We start from the raw sequence: 14,264 nt of genomic DNA, 5'->3' as shown, positions 1-14,264 counted from the left end.
CCTCTCGGGCGCCTGGCTAGACCCTGCCGCGCTTAGGGCCAGCCTTTAAGGCTCCACCAGGATCTCCCCTGCCTCCCCTTGGAACCCCACGTCCTTGTGGGTTCCGTCGCAGAAGGGCTTGTTTCCGGACTGGCCGCAACGGCAAAGGGCCAGTTTGGCCCTCTCCAGGCGCCTTTCTTCCCCGTTGAGCCGGAAGGGGGTTCCCTCGGGTAGGTCCAACACGTAAGGCCCGTTTTCCCGGAAGCGGAGCTTCATGCCCTCAGGATACCGGGGGTAAAGTGGAGGTATGGTATGCCCGCAAAACGGAAGGGTGGGCCTCGAGGTGCCCCTTAAAACGGTGAAAAACTTCCTCACCGGTGAGGCTCTTTCCCGCCTGGACCCCAATAGCCCCCACTATCTCTGCCAAGACCCCGCCTGCCCGGTGGTCTACTACGGGGAAGAGGGGGTTTACACCTTGGCGGAGGTGCGTTTCCCCATCTACGACAAGGGGGCTTCCCTCATCTGCTACTGCTTTGGCTGGACCCAGGAAGGGGTGGCCGAGGCCTTGCGCCAGGGGTTGGATCCGGTGGCGAGGGTGGTGGAAGGGGTTAAGGCCAAGCGCTGCGCCTGCGACCAGCGCAACCCCAGGGGGCGTTGCTGCCTTTCCACCTTGAAGGCGGAGGTGGCCAGGCTTGCCTGAGGGGGTGGCCCAAGGGTTAGAGGAGGTCTTCCGGAACCACCTGGCCCGGCTTGCGCCAAAGGACCCTTTGGTGCTGGCGGTTTCCGGGGGCGGGGATTCCGTGGCCTTGGCCCACCTGGTGCGGCGGGCGGGGCGGGAGGCGGTGGTGGCCCACCTGGACCACGCCCTCCGCCCGGAAAGCGGGGAGGACCTCCTTTTCGTGAAGGCCCTTGCGGTAAGGCTTGGCTTTTCCTTCCGCGCCGAGCGGGTGGAGGTGGCTAAGGTGGCCCAAGAAAGGGGGGAGAACCTGGAGGCGGTGGCCCGGGAGATCCGCTACGCCTTCCTTCATCGGGTGGCCAAGGAGGTGAGGGCCAAGGCCATCCTCACCGCCCACACCCTGGACGACCAGGCGGAAACCGTGCTCCTAAAACTCCTCCAGGGCACGGCCCGGGGCCTTGGCATCCGGGAAAAGGAAGGGCTGGTGGTGCGGCCCCTCCTGGCCTTCCGCCGGGAGGAGCTCAGGGGTTTCTTGCGGGAACTGGGGGAGGCCTGGCGGGAGGACCCCAGCAACCAGGACCTTTCCTTGGACCGGAACTATCTTAGGCTCCGGGTTTTTCCCCTCCTTCTGGGGCGGTTTCCCAAGGTCCGGGAGGCCCTTTCCCGCTTCGCCTCCGTGCGGGAGGAGGAGGACAAGCACCTGGAAAGGGAGGCCCAGGCTCGCCTTCTGCCCGATACCCGTTTTTTCGTTCCCGCCTACCGGGTGGCACCCCTTTTAGAGGCTCCCGCGGTCCTAAGGCAAAGGGCTTTGCGCTTCATTTTGGAGGCCTTGGACCTCCGCCCCGAGGCCCGGCTCATCGCCCTTTTGCAGGGGGCTTTGGAGGGTGGGGTGGCCACCCTGCCTGGCGGCTATACCGCCAGGCGCAAGGGGGGCACCCTTTTCCTCATCCCTCCGAGGCCCCGCCTCCCCCTACCCCCAGGGTTCCGCCGGCCCGAGCCCGGGGACTACCTGGCCATGCCCTATGGGCGGAAGCGCCTAATGGACTTCCTGGCGGAAAAGGGGGTGCCCAAGGAGCTTAAGGCCCTTTGGCCCGTGCGGGCGGAAGGGAAGGAGGTGGTGGAGGTCCTGGGCCTTTTCCCCCCTTCCCAGGAGGAAGGGTACATGGCCCTGGCCCTCGAGGAGGCCAGGCAGGCCTTTAGGGAAGGCGAGGTGCCCGTGGGTGCGGTTCTGGTGGTGGGGGAAAGGGTCCGTAAGGCCCATAACCGGGTGGAGGCCACGGGGGATCCCACGGCCCATGCGGAGATGCTCCTTCTCCGGGAGGTGGGCCAGGAGGCGCGTGGGGGAAGGCTCTATGTGACCCTGGAGCCCTGCCGCATGTGCCACCATGCCCTACGGGAAGCGGGGGTGGAGGTGGTCTATGGGGTGGAAAACCTAAAGGAAGGGGCCCTAACCCGCTATGGCCAGGGGGAGGGCTTAAGGGGTGGCGTTTTGGAAGGGGAGTGTGCTAAGCTCCTAAAGGGTTTCTTTGCCCGGCTCAGGGAGGGGTGCCGGAGCGGTTGAACGGGCCGGTCTCGAAAACCGGTAGGCCCCGCAAGGGGCCTCGCGGGTTCGAATCCCGCCCCCTCCGCCAAAGGCGGCCTGCGGGCCGCTCTTATACCCCACCCTGGCTTGCGCCAGGGTGGGGGCCCCGGAAAGGGCCTCCGGTAGGCGTCATCTCGTTGGAGCTTAGAGAGGGGAACAAGAGGAAAGGGTATTACACCATCTGGAACCCCCACCGTCCCCCCAGGATCCCCAGTTCCTGCAAGAGGACTTCCGCTTCCTCCCTTTCCCCGGGGAACCCGGAAAGGAGCAGGTACAAGAGGGTGGCCAGCTCCCCCAGGACCAGGAAACCGTACCGCCTCCTTTCCTCCTCCCAAACCGCCTCCATGCGTAGGCGGGCCATGCGCCAGGGAGCGGGGAGGAACTGGCCCTGCTTTAGGCCCGCCTCGGGCTCGCAGAGCCTGGGGTCACCCTGGGTGAGAAGCCCCCGGCAGGCCAGCGGACGCCAGGGATAGACCCCGCAGAGGCCCTCTTCCAGCAAGGGGCAGGGGGTGCGGGAGAGGAAATGGCGGCTTGGGAAGCGGGGGTCGTCCTTGCCTTCCCTCAGGAGGGCAAGCCGCTTGGGGCCTTCCTCCAGGAGCCGGGACCTTTGGGCCTGGCTGAGGTGGGGGAGAAGGGCCTCCCCTTCCAGGCGGGAAAGGGTTACAAGGCCGAAGCAGCAGGCGAAGCACCCGGCCCGGCAAGAGGGTGCGATCCCCTTTTTGGCCAGATAGTCGGCCAGGTCCGCCTCGAGGGCCCGCCAATGGGCTTCCACCGGGTTCATCGCCGTTGCCGCCAGACGCCCCTCCTGGGGTCAAAAGGGCAGGCCCGCACGGCCACCTGGGGGCAAAACCGCCGGTGCTGGGCCACCTCCTCCGCCAGGGCCTTGGGCAGGTGGCAGCGGGGGCAACGGGCCCGGGAAGAGGCTTGCCGCATCCGCTGGGCCAGCAGAAGGGCCAGGCCCAAAAGGAGAAGCAGACCGAACGCCTCCACGGGGGTTAGTGTACGCTATTCCCATGGCCAACCTTGCGCCTTTCCTGGAGCCTTTGGTGCCCGGGGTTTCCCCGGCGGTTTCCGCCTGGATCAAGGGGCTTAAGGAGGTGGAGTGCCACCTGGAGCGCTGGGCCTTTGACCTTCCCGAGGAAGGCTTTTGGTGGCGGCCCAAGGAGGGGCTGAACCCCATTGGGGGCTTGGTGCGGCACATTGCGGGAAGCTCCTTGCGGCTTCTGGCCTACGCCTTTCCTCAGGAGCTTCCCCACTGGGCCCAAAAGGGGAGGGAATGGGAGCTAAGGGGGGAGCCTGAGCCCAAGGGGGTGGTGGAGGCCCGCTTTCGGGAGGCTTGGGCAAGGCTGGATTCCGCCTTCCGGAGCCTGCGGGAAGAGGAGCTTTCCCAGGAGGTTCCCGTGGGCGCCCAGGGCCTGATGGCCCCCAGGGCCCATATCCTCCATCACCTGGTGGAGCATGCCCAGCACCATGCCGGCCAGGTCATCTACGCCCGCAAGCTCATGTAGGGACCCGTGTCCTCCTGGGTTGGCCGTAAGATGTTCCCATGGAACGCATCGGCCTGCGCGCTTCCCCCAGGATTACCCTCGAGGCCCTCAAGGAGGCCCTGAAAGGCGTGCGGATCTCTGAGGCCAAGGTCTACCTCATCACCGACTGGCAGGACCGCCGGCACCAGGCCCGCTACGCCCTCCTCATCCACGGGGGCAAGAAGGACCTCCTCACCCCCGATGCCTTCGGCCCGGCCTTCCCTGGCGGGGAGGAGGCCCTTTCGGAGTTGGTGGACCTTTTGCTGCGCCTAGGGGCCAGGAAGTTCTACGAGGCCGTGGTCTCCCCGGCGGAGCTCACCGCCCTTTTGGGGCTTCCGCCCGAAGAGCTCATCCGGCGGGTCAACGCCATCGCCAACCCCACGGACCCGGGGATCTACCTGAAAAGGGCGGCTTAGCCGTAGAGAAGCTTAAGCCGGGCTGCTTCCCCTGCCAGCTTGGGTAGGGCCTGAAGGTCTATTCCCGTGGTGTAGCCCCTTTCCTCCAGGTAGGGAAGCACCTTCTCTGTGGGCAGATTGCCCACCAGTTCATCCCCGGCGAAGGGGCAGCCCCCCACCCCGGCCAAGGCGCCCTCCAGCCAGCGGACCCCGGCCCCTAGCACCGCCTCCACCTTGGCCAAAACCCCTTCGGGACGGGCGTGTAGGTGGGCCCCCAGGCCTTCCGGGCCGAAGCGGGCCACGGCTGCCTCCAGCACCTCCTGGATGCGGCCCGCCTCCGCCACCCCGTAGGTGTCCGCCAGGGCGATCTCCTTGACCCCAAGCTCCCAAAGCTGCGCCATGTCCTCCAGGACCGCCTCCAAGCTCCAGGGGTCCCCGTAAGGGTTCCCGAAGGCCATGGAAAGGTAGACCACCAGGCCAAGCCTTCCTCGGGTGGCCTCCACCATGGCCTTCACCAGGGGCCAGGATTCCTGCCGGGTGCGGCCCGTGTTCTTCCGCTGGAAGGTTTCCGAAAGGGAGAAGGGATAGCCGATGGCCGTGAGGTTGGGGGCCTTAAGGGCCCGTTCCAGCCCCTTCTCGTTGGCCACGATGGCCAGGTAGGTGCGGCCCTGGGGTGGGGGCAAGGCGGCCAAGACCTCCTCGGCATCCGCCATCTGGGGCACCCACTTGGGGGAGACGAAGCTGGTGAGGTCCAGGTGGCGGAAGCCCGCTTCCAGGAGCTTTTCTAAGAAGGCCACCTTCTCCCCGGTGGGGATGAAGCGCTGGAAGCCTTGCCAGGCATCCCGGGGGCATTCCACGTAACGGATGGGAACCTTGGCCATAGCGCTACACCTGGAAGACCCCGATGCGCAAAGGTTCCCGCTCGGGGTTGAGGGCACAGGCCTCGAGGGCCCGGATGAGCCACTTCCGGGTTTCGTGGGGGAGGAGGATCCCGTCCACCCAAAGCCGGGCGGCGGCGTAGCGGGGGTCTAGGGTCTCCTCGTAGCGGCCCTTGATGCGCTCGTAAAGCTCCTTAAGCTCCTCGTCGGAGGGTTCCTGGCCTTGACGCTTGAGCTTCTCCACCTCCAGCTCCAAAAGGGTCTTGGCCGCCTGGGCCCCGCCCATCACCGCATACTTGGCGCTGGGCCAGGCGAAGATGAACCTGGGGGCGTAGGCCTTGCCCGCCAGGGCGTAGTTGCCGGCCCCGAAGGAGCCCCCCAGGATTAGGGTGATCTTGGGTACCACGGAGTTGCTCACGGCATTGACCAGCTTGGCCCCCCGGCGGATGATTCCCGCCTGCTCCGACTCCTTGCCCACCATGAAGCCGGTCACGTCCTGGAGGAAGAGGAGGGGGATGTTCATCTGGTTGACCTCGAGGATGAACCGGGCCGCCTTGTCCGCGGCCTCCGCATAGATCACCCCCCCCACCTCAATCCGCCCCTTCTTCTTCAGGATGAGGCGCTGGTTGCCCACGATGCCCACGGGAAACCCCCCGATGCGGGCAAAGCCGGTGACCAGGGTTTCCCCGTACCCCCCCTTGTACTCCAGAAACTCGGAGCCGTCCACCAGGCGGGCGATCACCTCCCGGAGGTCATAGGGGCGGGAACCATCGGGGGCGGTGAGGCCGTAGAGGTCCTCCGCGGGGTAAAGGGGTTCCCGTGGCTCCTTGCGCCCTTCCGCCCAAGGGGCGAGCCTGGGGGGCGGGTAGAGGGCGATGAGCTGGCGGATCCTTTCCAGGGCAGCTTCGTCGTGGGGTTCGTAAAAGTCCACGGTCCCTGAGACCTCAAAGTGCATGCGGGCCCCGCCCAGCTCCTCGCTACTCACCTCCTGGCCGATGGCCGCCTTGACCAGGGCAGGCCCCGCCAGGTAGAGCCCGCTTCCCTCGGTCATGATGAGGACATCGGTCATGACGGGAAGGTAGGCCCCCCCGGCCACGCAGTTGCCCATGATGGCAGAGATCTGGGGGATGCCCAGGGCGGACATGCGGGCGTTGAGGTAGAAGATGCGGCCAAAGTCGTCCTGGTCCGGGAAGACCTCGTCCTGAAGGGGGAGGAAAACCCCAGCGGAGTCCACCAGGTACAGGGTGGGGATGCGGTTTTCCAGGGCCATGGTCTGGGCCCGGATCACCTTCTTGGCGGTGATGGGGAAGAAGGCTCCTGCCTTCACCGTGGCGTCGTTGGCAACGATCATCCAGGTTTGGCCCTGGATCTGCCCGAGGCCGGTGACCACGCCCCCCGCCGGGGCTCCGCCCCACTCCTGGTACATCCCCCACCCGGCAAAGGCCATGAGCTCGTAGAACTCCGTTCCCGGGTCCAGAAGCCTGGCGATGCGCTCCCGGGCGGTGAGGCGGCCCTTCTTGTGCTGGCGCTCCACCGCCTTGGGCCCACCCCCTTGGCGCACCCTTTCCAGGCTTTCCTTGAAATCCCGCACCAGGGCTACCCAGGCGTCCTTGTTAGCCTTGTAGACCGGGCCTTCCCGCTCCTCCGGACGGAGCTTGCTCTCCAGGCGGGCTTCCGGACCCATGGCCTAAGTATAACGCTTTCCTGCTTGGGCGGAAAAAAGCGTGGCCTTTTGCTGGAGGGCCTGCTTGCGCGCCTCCTGGTCCACGCGCTCGTTTTCCGGGTGGCCGTTGTGCCCCCGCACCCAATGGGGCACCACCCGGTGCCGCACGAGCTCCCTGGCGATGGCCTCCCAAAGGTCCTGGTTTTTCACCCCGCGGAAGCCTTTCCCTTGCCATCTAGGTAGCCACTCCGAAAGGGCCTTCACCAGGTACTGGCTATCCGAGAAGAGATGGACCTCGCAGGGCTCCTTAAGAGCCTTTAGGCCCTGCAGGAGGGCGGTGAGCTCCATGCGGTTGTTGGTGGTGCAAGGCTCGCCCCCGGAAAGCATCCGCTCGTGGCCGCCCCAGCGCAGAAGGGCTGCCCAGCCGCCCGGGCCCGGGTTTCCCAGGCAAGCCCCGTCGGTAAAAAGCTCCACCCGCTTCACGACCAGGGAATGGGCCGGTCAGGGAAGGCCAAGGGGGCTTTGGTCTCGCTGGGGAAGACCATTTCCCGCAGGCGGTAGTGGTCCTCTTGGGGGTAGCGGTAGACCCCCAGGAACCCCTCCACAAGGTTTACGCCCCAGACCTCCGGAATGCCTGCTTGCGCATGGAGGGCTGGCTTCCTCCGGTTGTGGTCCAGGCCGGTGTCGGCCACCTCTATGAAGGAGGAGGACATCCTTGGCCTCGGGAAGGTGACCTCCACTTACTTGAGTTTGGCGATGAGGTCAGCCACGGGGATGGCCTCGAGGGTGGTGGTCTTTACGCTTCCTCGAGCCGAAAGGTGAAGCATGGCCCGGGCCACGGCCAGGGCATCCTCCGCCTCCACGATGTTCACGAAGTCATAGGGCCCAAGGACGGCATACTGGGCCACCACCTTGACCCCGAAGTCCCGCTCCAGCTCCTGGTTCACCTCCTTGATTCGCTCAGGGTTTTTCACCAGGGTCTCGGCGCCGTCATCGGTAAGCGTGCTGAGCACTATAAAGGTGGGCATCTTGGCCTCCTTTCCCCCTTAGGATAGCCCCAGGGTTTCCATAGGGCAACCCCACCTGGGGTTCCTATCCTGCAGGGGCCCCGTCGTGGTTCCCGCCTGGGTTTGCACAAAGAGGGGTGGCATCAGGGGGCTTCCAGGTCCACCCCAGCGTAGGCTTCTGCCAGCGGGAGGTTCCCCTCGAGGCAGGGCAGGGGTAGCTCCCCCTCCGTGGTGGCCTGGTAAAGGATCTGTTCCCCCTCACGCCGGTAGAGTTCAACCCGCCTTTCTTGGGTGTGGACCAGGATATACCCCTGTAAGGAGGGTAGGGAAAGGTAGCGCCAAAGTTTTTCCCGGCGGTCTATGGCCTCGGTGCTGGGCGAGGGCACCTCCACCACCAAACAAGGGTCCTCTTCGTAGTAGGGGTTCGCGGGCGGAGGAGCGCAGACCACCATGAGATCTGGGTAGTAGACGGTGCTTTCCCCCACCTTGAGCTTCGTGTCCGTCACGTAAAGGCGGCAGCCGCGCTGGCGGGCCAAGGGACCCAGGACCAGGGCCAGGTTGGTGACCAGAAGGGCATGGGCCCGGCTAGCCCCCGCCATGGCATAGGGCAGGCCTTCCACCAGCTCGTGTTTGGTTGGGGACCGGGCCTCCCTTTCCAGGTACTCTTCCAGGGAAAGGGGCCTCAAGGCCTTGGCCGCTTCTCCCATCACTCCCATTCTATGGTGGCTGGGGGTTTGGAGGTGAGGTCGTAGACCACCCGGCCGATCTCCGGCACCCGGCGGGGGATGCGCCTGGCCACCTCGTCCAGGAAGTCCAGGGGGAGCCTGGCCCAGTCGGCGGTCATGAAGTCCTCGGTGGTCACGGCCCTTAAGGCCAGGACGTAGCCGTACCGCCGCTCATCCCCCGCCACCCCCACGCTCCGCACGGGGGTGAGGACCGCCAGGGCCTGGGCCACCTGGGAATAGAGCCCCCATTCCCTGAGAAGGCTTATGAAGATATCGTCGGCCCGCCGGAGAATATCCAGTTTCTCCTCCGTGACCTCTCCCAGGATGCGCACCGCCAGGCCCGGCCCCGGGAAGGGGTGGCGCAGGCGGATGGGGTCGGGCAGGCCAAGGAGCAGGGCCAGCTCCCGCACCTCATCCTTGAAGAGGAGGCGGAAGGGCTCCAGGAGCTCAAACTTTAGGTCCTCGGGGAGGCCCCCCACGTTGTGGTGGCTTTTGATCTTGGCGGCCCCATGGCCTCCTGCGGACTCGATGACATCGGGGTAGAGGGTTCCTTGGGCCAAAAAGCGAAAGGGGCCCTCTTCCCGGGCCACCTGGGAGAAGACCTCCACGAACTCCCGCCCAATGATCCGGCGCTTTTCCTCGGGGTCTTCTACCCCCCTTAAGGCCTTAAGGAAGCGTTCCCTGGCGTCCACTATCCGGAGGTTCACCCCAAGGGCCCTTAAGGCCCCCTCCACCTCCTCCCTTTCGCCGAGGCGCAAGAGGCCGTGGTCCACGAAGACCGCCAGATGGTCCACCCCCGCCTTGGCCAGAAGGAGGGCCAGGGTGCTGGAGTCTACCCCGCCGGAAACGGCAAGGAGCACCCGGTCCTTGCCCACCTGGGAGCGCACCTCCTGGACCAGGCTTTCCAGGACGTGCTCTGGGGTCCAGTCCCGGGACACCCCGGCAATCTCCAGGAAATTCTCCAGGATCTGCATCCCCTTAGGGGTGTGGGCCACCTCCGGGTGAAACTGCACGGCGAAGGTTTTGCCATCCGGACCCTCTATGGCCGCCACGGGGTTTTCCTCGGTTTCCGCCACCACCCGCCACCCAGGGGGGAGTTCGGTGACGGCATCTTGGTGGCTCATCCAGACCTGGACTTCGCCTTCCAGGCCCTTGAAGAGGGGGCCTTGGTAGCGGGTAAGGAGGGCCTTGCCGTACTCCGCTCGGCCAGCCCGCTCCACCTTTCCCCCAAGCTCCTGGGCCAGAAGCTGCATCCCGTAGCAGATGCCCAAGGTGGGGAGGCCCAGGTTCAGGACCCTGGGGTCAGGCCGGGGGGCATCGGGGTCAAAGACGCTTTTAGGTCCCCCGGAGAGAATGAGGGCCTGGGGCTTGTGCTGAAGGATTTCCTCGAGGCCTGCCGTCCCTGGCAGGATCAAGGAGAAGGCCCTAAGCTCGCGAAGCCTTCTGGCGATGAGGCGGGTGTACTGGGAGCCGAAGTCCAGGACCAGGACCATAGGGTAAGTTTACAAGTGGAGCCATCCCCACGTGCGTGGGGACTACGCACACGGAAGTAACCCGGAGGGCCAAGGACGCCGGGCCATCCCCACGTGCGTGGGGACTACACGATGAGCTCCCCGATGTGGAACGCCAGCACTGGGCCATCCCCACGTGCGTGGGGACTACTTAAAACACGAGCCACTTCTCGGACGACGGCCTCGGGCCATCCCCACGTGCGTGGGGACTACGGGATGGTTACGGGGATAGGGGGGTGGCCCGGAGGGCCATCCCCACGTGCGTGGGGACTACAGGGCAGGAGCATCTACGTAAAGGGGGAGATCGGGCCATCCCCACGTGCGTGGGGACTACACATGACCCAGACAGCAAAAACCCCCCATGACCCCCCGCTAAGTCATATGAAAAACTCAGTCAAAAAGGTGGAACAAAACCCAATCGGTTGGCCCTTGGGAGGCTTAGATTGTCAAGATCCTCTCCCTGGCATAGGCTAGGGCTTGGTGCGGGTTCTAGGACCCACCCAACGGCTTCAGTATACCAAAGCCTGCCAAGTATAATACCTCCAAGATGGAAATACCAAAGGCGGAAAGGCTCCTTTCCATGGTGGACCGTTTGAAGTTGAGAAGCTACCGGGTAAGGGAACTCGCTGAGTATTACCGGGTGAGCGAGAGGACTATTGAACGAGACCTCGAGGCCCTTTCCCAATACGGTTTCCCCGTGGAGCGTGTGGGCCGAGGGCTTTATCGCATTGCAGATGTACCCGTGGCCCTCCAGCCCATAGAGGCCCTAGCCCTTTTCGCCGCTGGTCGGCTCCTCTATCATCAGGCCCCCACCCGGCAATATGAAAGGGCGCTGGAGAAGCTGGCCAAGATGTTGCCTGAACCCTTGCGGGGATTGCTGCTTAAGAGTACTGGCAATCTGAAGGAGAGGCAGGGGGACTCCCGCACCTTGGAGATGGTGGCCAGGGCCCTTCTGGAGCGCCGGGTCCTGGCCTTTGAGTACCGGTCAGGTGGAAGCAAGAACTGGCGCCCAAAGGAAGTTCTGGTCTATTTCCTCGAGGCCAACCGTACCAACCTGGGTCTCTATGCCATCGGGTATGAGCGCACCTACCACGGTCAAATACTCACCTTCAAGCTTTCCCGCATGCGCAAGGTCCGTCTTTTGGAGGAGACCTATGAGCTCCCTCAGGATTTTGATCCGAACGCCTACTTTCGCCAGGCTTGGGGGGTGGTAGGGGCTCGGGACGAAACCGTGGAAATCCGCCTCCGCTTCGCTCCGGAGGCAGCTTGGCGGGTCCTCGAGGGGGATTACCCTGGTCTCACGCTGGAGGAAGAGCTTCCCGATGGGAGCCTTTTGTGCCGTCTCAGGGCGGTTCCTTTCAAGGGTGGGGTACCCTGGGAGGTGCTTTCCTGGATTCAAAGCTTTGGACCCAGGGTGGAGGTGCTGGCTCCTCCTGAGCTCCGTAGCCTTTGGTTGGCAGAGGCCCGCCAGGTTTTGGCCAAGGCGACAGAGGCTGTCGGGACGAAGGGATAGGGTGGAAAGGTGAATGTGCAGGCGGTTGCTCTAAGGCTTTGGGCAAAAAGCGGGGACCCGTTTCACCCCCTGCTCGCCCACATGCTGGACACGGCAGCGGTGGCCTGGGCCATCTTGGAGAGAGAGCCTGACCGAACCCGGAAGCTTTACGCTGAGGACTGGGGGTTGGAGGAAGAGGAGGCCCTGCGCTGGCTAGCCTTCCTAGCGGGGCTTCACGATCTTGGCAAGGCAAGCCCCGTTTTCCAGGCAGCATGGGAGGAAGGAGCCAGGCAGGTCTGGGATTCCGGCCTCACCTGGGACCAAAAGCTAGCTCGGGAGGTGTGGGTTGCCCATGGGGTCTTTACCGAGCTGTATGTAAAGGACTTCTTGAAAGGGCAAGGGTTCCCCTTACGCTTGGCGGATCCGCTGGCCAAGGGCTTAGGGGCCCACCATGGCTTCCTGGCGCAGGGAGAAGAACTCAAGACTGCCCGCCTTCACGTGAAGTCCGAGACTTCGGAGTGGAAAGAGGTTAGAAACCATTTGGCCCAGAGGCTGGCCCAGTCTTTGGGGCTGGATTTTCCCTTGGCGCTCCCGGTGGAGGATGCGGCGGCCCCTGCGATTCTGCGGGTCATGGCCCTAGCCTCCTTCGCCGACTGGATTGCTTCCGATCCCCGGTTTTTCCCCTATGGCCGGGATCCGGAAAGGGAAGGGTACTGGCAGGAGGCCCTGGCGCTGGGCCGCAAGGCCCTCGAGGACCTCCCCTGGCCCAGGGTCAGCCCAAGGGGGGTTAAGACCTTTGAGGAACTCTTTCCCTTCAAGCCCAACCCCCTTCAGGCTAGCGTTCCCGAGCTTTTGCAAGGCGCCCCCAGGGAACCGGTTCTGCTCTTGGTGGAGGCCCCTATGGGTTTGGGAAAGACTGAGGCCGCCCTTTACGCTTCCCACCTCCTTCGGGAACGCTTGGACCACCGGGGCCTTTACGTGGCCCTACCCACCCAGGCCACGGCCAACGGACTGTTCACCAGGATCAAGGAGTTTCTGGAGCGACTTTCGGAAGGGGAGCGGTGGGAGCTCCAACTCCAGCATGGCACAGCCCTCTTGAATCCTCAGTACGCCGAGCTCCTGGAGCGGGCCAGGCCTGTGGAGGTCTACGACCTCGAGGCGGAACGGAACCCGAGCGAAGCCACGGGAGGGGTGGCTGCTTCCGCGTGGTTTTCCGCCAAGAAGCGGGCCATGCTGGCGGGGCACGGGGTGGGAACCTTGGACCAGGCGCTTCTCGGCGTTCTTAAGGTCAAGCACCACTTCATCCGGCTTTGGGGCTTGATGAACCGGGTGGTGGTGCTAGACGAGGTGCACGCCTACGATACCTATACCTCGGGTCTACTTAGGGCTTTGCTGCTCTGGCTCAGGGCCCTGGGCTCCAGCGTGATCCTGATGACGGCCACCTTGCCCAAGAGGAAGCGAGAGGAACTGCTCTCCGCCTGGGGGGTGGCAGGAGTGGAACTGCCCCCCTATCCCCGGGTGGCCGCCTTTTCCGGGGATGGGTTGCTGGGTGCCCGCCATGTGCCCCTCGAGGAGAAAACCCTGCACCTACAAGGGGCTTCCCCGGATGTGGCCCAGTTGGCTGAAGCCCTAAAGGCCCGGCTTCCTGGCGCCCTGGGGGCGATTGTGAATACGGTGGACCGGGCGCAAGCCCTTTACCAAGCCTTGGGCGATGGGGAACGGATAACCCTGGATGGGCTTCTTGACTCCTTTGGGCCCGGGCCCACCCAAGGCGCTTGGCCTGGCCTTTGGGAAAGCCGGGAGGAGAAGGGGCCTTGGGTGGTGGGCAAGCGCCTGCCCGATGGGACCTTGGTTTTCCTCCTCCACGCCCGTTTTCCCGCTGAGGAGCGGGCTTTGAGGGAGGCGGTAACCCTGGCCCTTTTCGGAAAGCATGGACCCCGTCCGGAAAGGGCCATTTTGGTGGCCACCCAGGTGGCGGAGCAGAGCCTGGACTTGGACTTTGACCTTCTTTACTCGGACCTGGCGCCCATGGATCTTCTCTTCCAAAGGGCGGGCCGGCTGCATCGGCATCCTCGCAAGCGGCCGGAAGGCCATCGGACCCCGGTGCTTCTTGTGGGCGGCCTTAAGGATGAGCCCGAGTTTGGCCAGGGGCTTCACTGGAACAGGGTTTACGAGGACTATGTGCTCCTATCCACCTGGCTTGCCCTCCAGGGTAGGGAAGCGTTGAGGCTTCCCCTGGACCTCGAGGAACTCTTGGAGGAGGTCTACGAACGTGATCCAGAGAGCTTTCCAGAGGGTTTGCGGGATAGGGCAAGGAAGAGCCACCAAAATCTGAAAAGGCGTCTGGAAAAGGACACTAGAGTGGCGGAGAACCTTTCCCTGGCCGAACTGGATAGACTCCTTAACCAAATGGATGCCGCAGCCCTGGCCTCCGATTTCCGGCTGGATGACGAAGAGGAAGACCCCCATACCCAGCGCTTCCTCACCCGCCTGGGGGAACCCTCCGTGTCCGTGGTACCCCTTTACCGGAGGGGAGAGGGGTGGTTTTTGGATACCGAAGGCCGGTTCCCAGCCAAGTTAAAGGGAAGCCTTGGGAAGGAGGACGTGGTGGCCCTTTGGAGCCGAGTGGTACGGCTGTCCAGGTTTCCTATTCCCCAGGAACTGTTGCGGGAAAACCCCCCTTCGGCTTGGACGAAGACCGGACTGCTTCGCGGGCTTAGGGCCCTGGAGATAGGGCGAGTCTTCGCTACGGAGCAGATGAGGGTGAGGGTGGACCTGGACCCTGAGCTCGGGGTGGTGTACCTCCCTGTTTAAATCCGACAGGGGATGT

16 protein-coding genes, 1 tRNA gene and 1 CRISPR repeat array are annotated in these 14,264 nt (G+C 64.5%); of the genes, 7 read left to right on the top strand and 10 right to left on the bottom strand.

The window, feature by feature from the left end:
- Positions 1-45: 45 nt before the first annotated feature.
- Positions 46-255 (bottom strand): CDGSH iron-sulfur domain-containing protein, encoded by a 210-nt coding sequence (locus DK874_RS03925; protein ID WP_114312740.1) that lies wholly within the window; start codon positions 253-255, stop codon positions 46-48.
- Positions 256-286: 31 nt separating this feature from the next.
- On the opposite strand from DK874_RS03925, the gene DK874_RS03920 reads away from it, so the two are divergent.
- The 3 genes from DK874_RS03920 (at position 287) to DK874_RS03910 (ending at position 2,286) form a co-directional block, all read left to right on the top strand.
- Positions 287-679, top strand: coding sequence for a hypothetical protein (locus tag DK874_RS03920; protein WP_114312739.1), 393 nt, complete (start codon positions 287-289; stop codon positions 677-679).
- Entirely contained in the window at positions 672-2,216 is a 1,545-nt protein-coding gene (gene tilS / locus DK874_RS03915) for a tRNA lysidine(34) synthetase TilS (RefSeq protein ID WP_114312738.1), read from the top strand. The genes DK874_RS03920 and tilS overlap by 8 nt, the downstream gene beginning before the upstream one ends.
- A tRNA-Ser gene (locus DK874_RS03910) sits at positions 2,195-2,286 on the top strand. The genes tilS and DK874_RS03910 overlap by 22 nt, the downstream gene beginning before the upstream one ends.
- Before the next feature lie 123 nt (positions 2,287-2,409).
- Here the strand turns inward: DK874_RS03910 and DK874_RS03905 are convergent.
- Together DK874_RS03905 and DK874_RS03900 are read right to left on the bottom strand one after the other, a co-directional pair.
- Positions 2,410-3,018, bottom strand: coding sequence for a YkgJ family cysteine cluster protein (locus DK874_RS03905; RefSeq protein WP_114312737.1), 609 nt, complete (start codon positions 3,016-3,018; stop codon positions 2,410-2,412).
- Positions 3,015-3,227: a hypothetical protein gene (locus DK874_RS03900; RefSeq protein WP_114312736.1), complete on the bottom strand. Its 213-nt coding sequence runs from the start codon at positions 3,225-3,227 to the stop codon at positions 3,015-3,017. Before DK874_RS03900 ends, DK874_RS03905 begins: the two co-directional genes overlap by 4 nt.
- Positions 3,228-3,250: 23 nt before the next feature.
- Between DK874_RS03900 and DK874_RS03895 the strand changes: the two genes are divergently transcribed.
- Both DK874_RS03895 and DK874_RS03890 read left to right on the top strand, forming a co-directional pair.
- On the top strand, positions 3,251-3,745 hold the full coding sequence (locus DK874_RS03895; RefSeq protein WP_114312998.1) for a DinB family protein: 495 nt from the start codon (positions 3,251-3,253) through the stop codon (positions 3,743-3,745).
- A gap of 38 nt (positions 3,746-3,783) precedes the next feature.
- On the top strand, positions 3,784-4,179 hold the full coding sequence (locus tag DK874_RS03890) for a DUF3197 domain-containing protein (protein ID WP_114312735.1): 396 nt from the start codon (positions 3,784-3,786) through the stop codon (positions 4,177-4,179).
- Here the strand turns inward: DK874_RS03890 and DK874_RS03885 are convergent.
- From DK874_RS03885 to guaA, 7 genes are all read right to left on the bottom strand, one after another.
- A complete protein-coding gene (locus DK874_RS03885; RefSeq protein WP_114312734.1) occupies positions 4,176-5,039 on the bottom strand; it encodes a hydroxymethylglutaryl-CoA lyase in 864 nt (287 codons plus the stop codon). The genes DK874_RS03890 and DK874_RS03885 overlap by 4 nt on opposite strands.
- Before the next feature lie 4 nt (positions 5,040-5,043).
- Positions 5,044-6,720 (bottom strand): acyl-CoA carboxylase subunit beta, encoded by a 1,677-nt coding sequence (locus DK874_RS03880; protein WP_114312733.1) that lies wholly within the window; start codon positions 6,718-6,720, stop codon positions 5,044-5,046.
- 3 nt (positions 6,721-6,723) lie between these two features.
- A complete protein-coding gene (rnhA, locus tag DK874_RS03875; protein ID WP_114312732.1) occupies positions 6,724-7,182 on the bottom strand; it encodes a ribonuclease HI in 459 nt (152 codons plus the stop codon).
- Positions 7,179-7,439 carry a Uma2 family endonuclease gene (locus DK874_RS03870; protein WP_240307602.1) on the bottom strand — a complete coding sequence of 87 codons (261 nt, stop codon included), beginning with the start codon at positions 7,437-7,439 and terminating at the stop codon, positions 7,179-7,181. Before DK874_RS03870 ends, rnhA begins: the two co-directional genes overlap by 4 nt.
- The gene (locus DK874_RS03865; protein WP_038041720.1) at positions 7,440-7,727 is read right to left on the bottom strand and encodes a glutamine synthetase/cystathionine beta-lyase binding protein; all 288 of its coding nucleotides are present in this window, start codon (positions 7,725-7,727) and stop codon (positions 7,440-7,442) included. It lies immediately after the preceding gene.
- A 122-nt stretch (positions 7,728-7,849) separates the two neighbouring features.
- Positions 7,850-8,413, bottom strand: a complete 564-nt coding sequence (locus tag DK874_RS03860) for a Uma2 family endonuclease (protein ID WP_114312731.1) — start codon at positions 8,411-8,413, stop codon at positions 7,850-7,852.
- Positions 8,413-9,924 carry a glutamine-hydrolyzing GMP synthase gene (gene guaA / locus DK874_RS03855; protein WP_114312730.1) on the bottom strand — a complete coding sequence of 504 codons (1,512 nt, stop codon included), beginning with the start codon at positions 9,922-9,924 and terminating at the stop codon, positions 8,413-8,415. The genes DK874_RS03860 and guaA overlap by 1 nt, the downstream gene beginning before the upstream one ends.
- A gap of 18 nt (positions 9,925-9,942) precedes the next feature.
- Positions 9,943-10,276: direct repeats of the CRISPR family, unit length 28 nt; unit sequence GGGCCATCCCCACGTGCGTGGGGACTAC.
- A 213-nt stretch (positions 10,277-10,489) separates the two neighbouring features.
- On the opposite strand from guaA, the gene DK874_RS03850 reads away from it, so the two are divergent.
- Together DK874_RS03850 and cas3 are read left to right on the top strand one after the other, a co-directional pair.
- Positions 10,490-11,455: a helix-turn-helix transcriptional regulator gene (locus DK874_RS03850; protein WP_114312729.1), complete on the top strand. Its 966-nt coding sequence runs from the start codon at positions 10,490-10,492 to the stop codon at positions 11,453-11,455.
- Between the two features lie 9 nt (positions 11,456-11,464).
- The gene (cas3, locus tag DK874_RS03845) at positions 11,465-14,248 is read left to right on the top strand and encodes a CRISPR-associated helicase Cas3' (protein WP_114312728.1); all 2,784 of its coding nucleotides are present in this window, start codon (positions 11,465-11,467) and stop codon (positions 14,246-14,248) included.
- Positions 14,249-14,264 lie beyond the last annotated feature (16 nt).

It is taken from the genome of Thermus caldifontis, assembly GCF_003336745.1.
GTDB classification, from domain to species: domain Bacteria; phylum Deinococcota; class Deinococci; order Deinococcales; family Thermaceae; genus Thermus; species Thermus caldifontis.
This window is presented reverse-complemented; position numbering and strand designations above follow the sequence as displayed.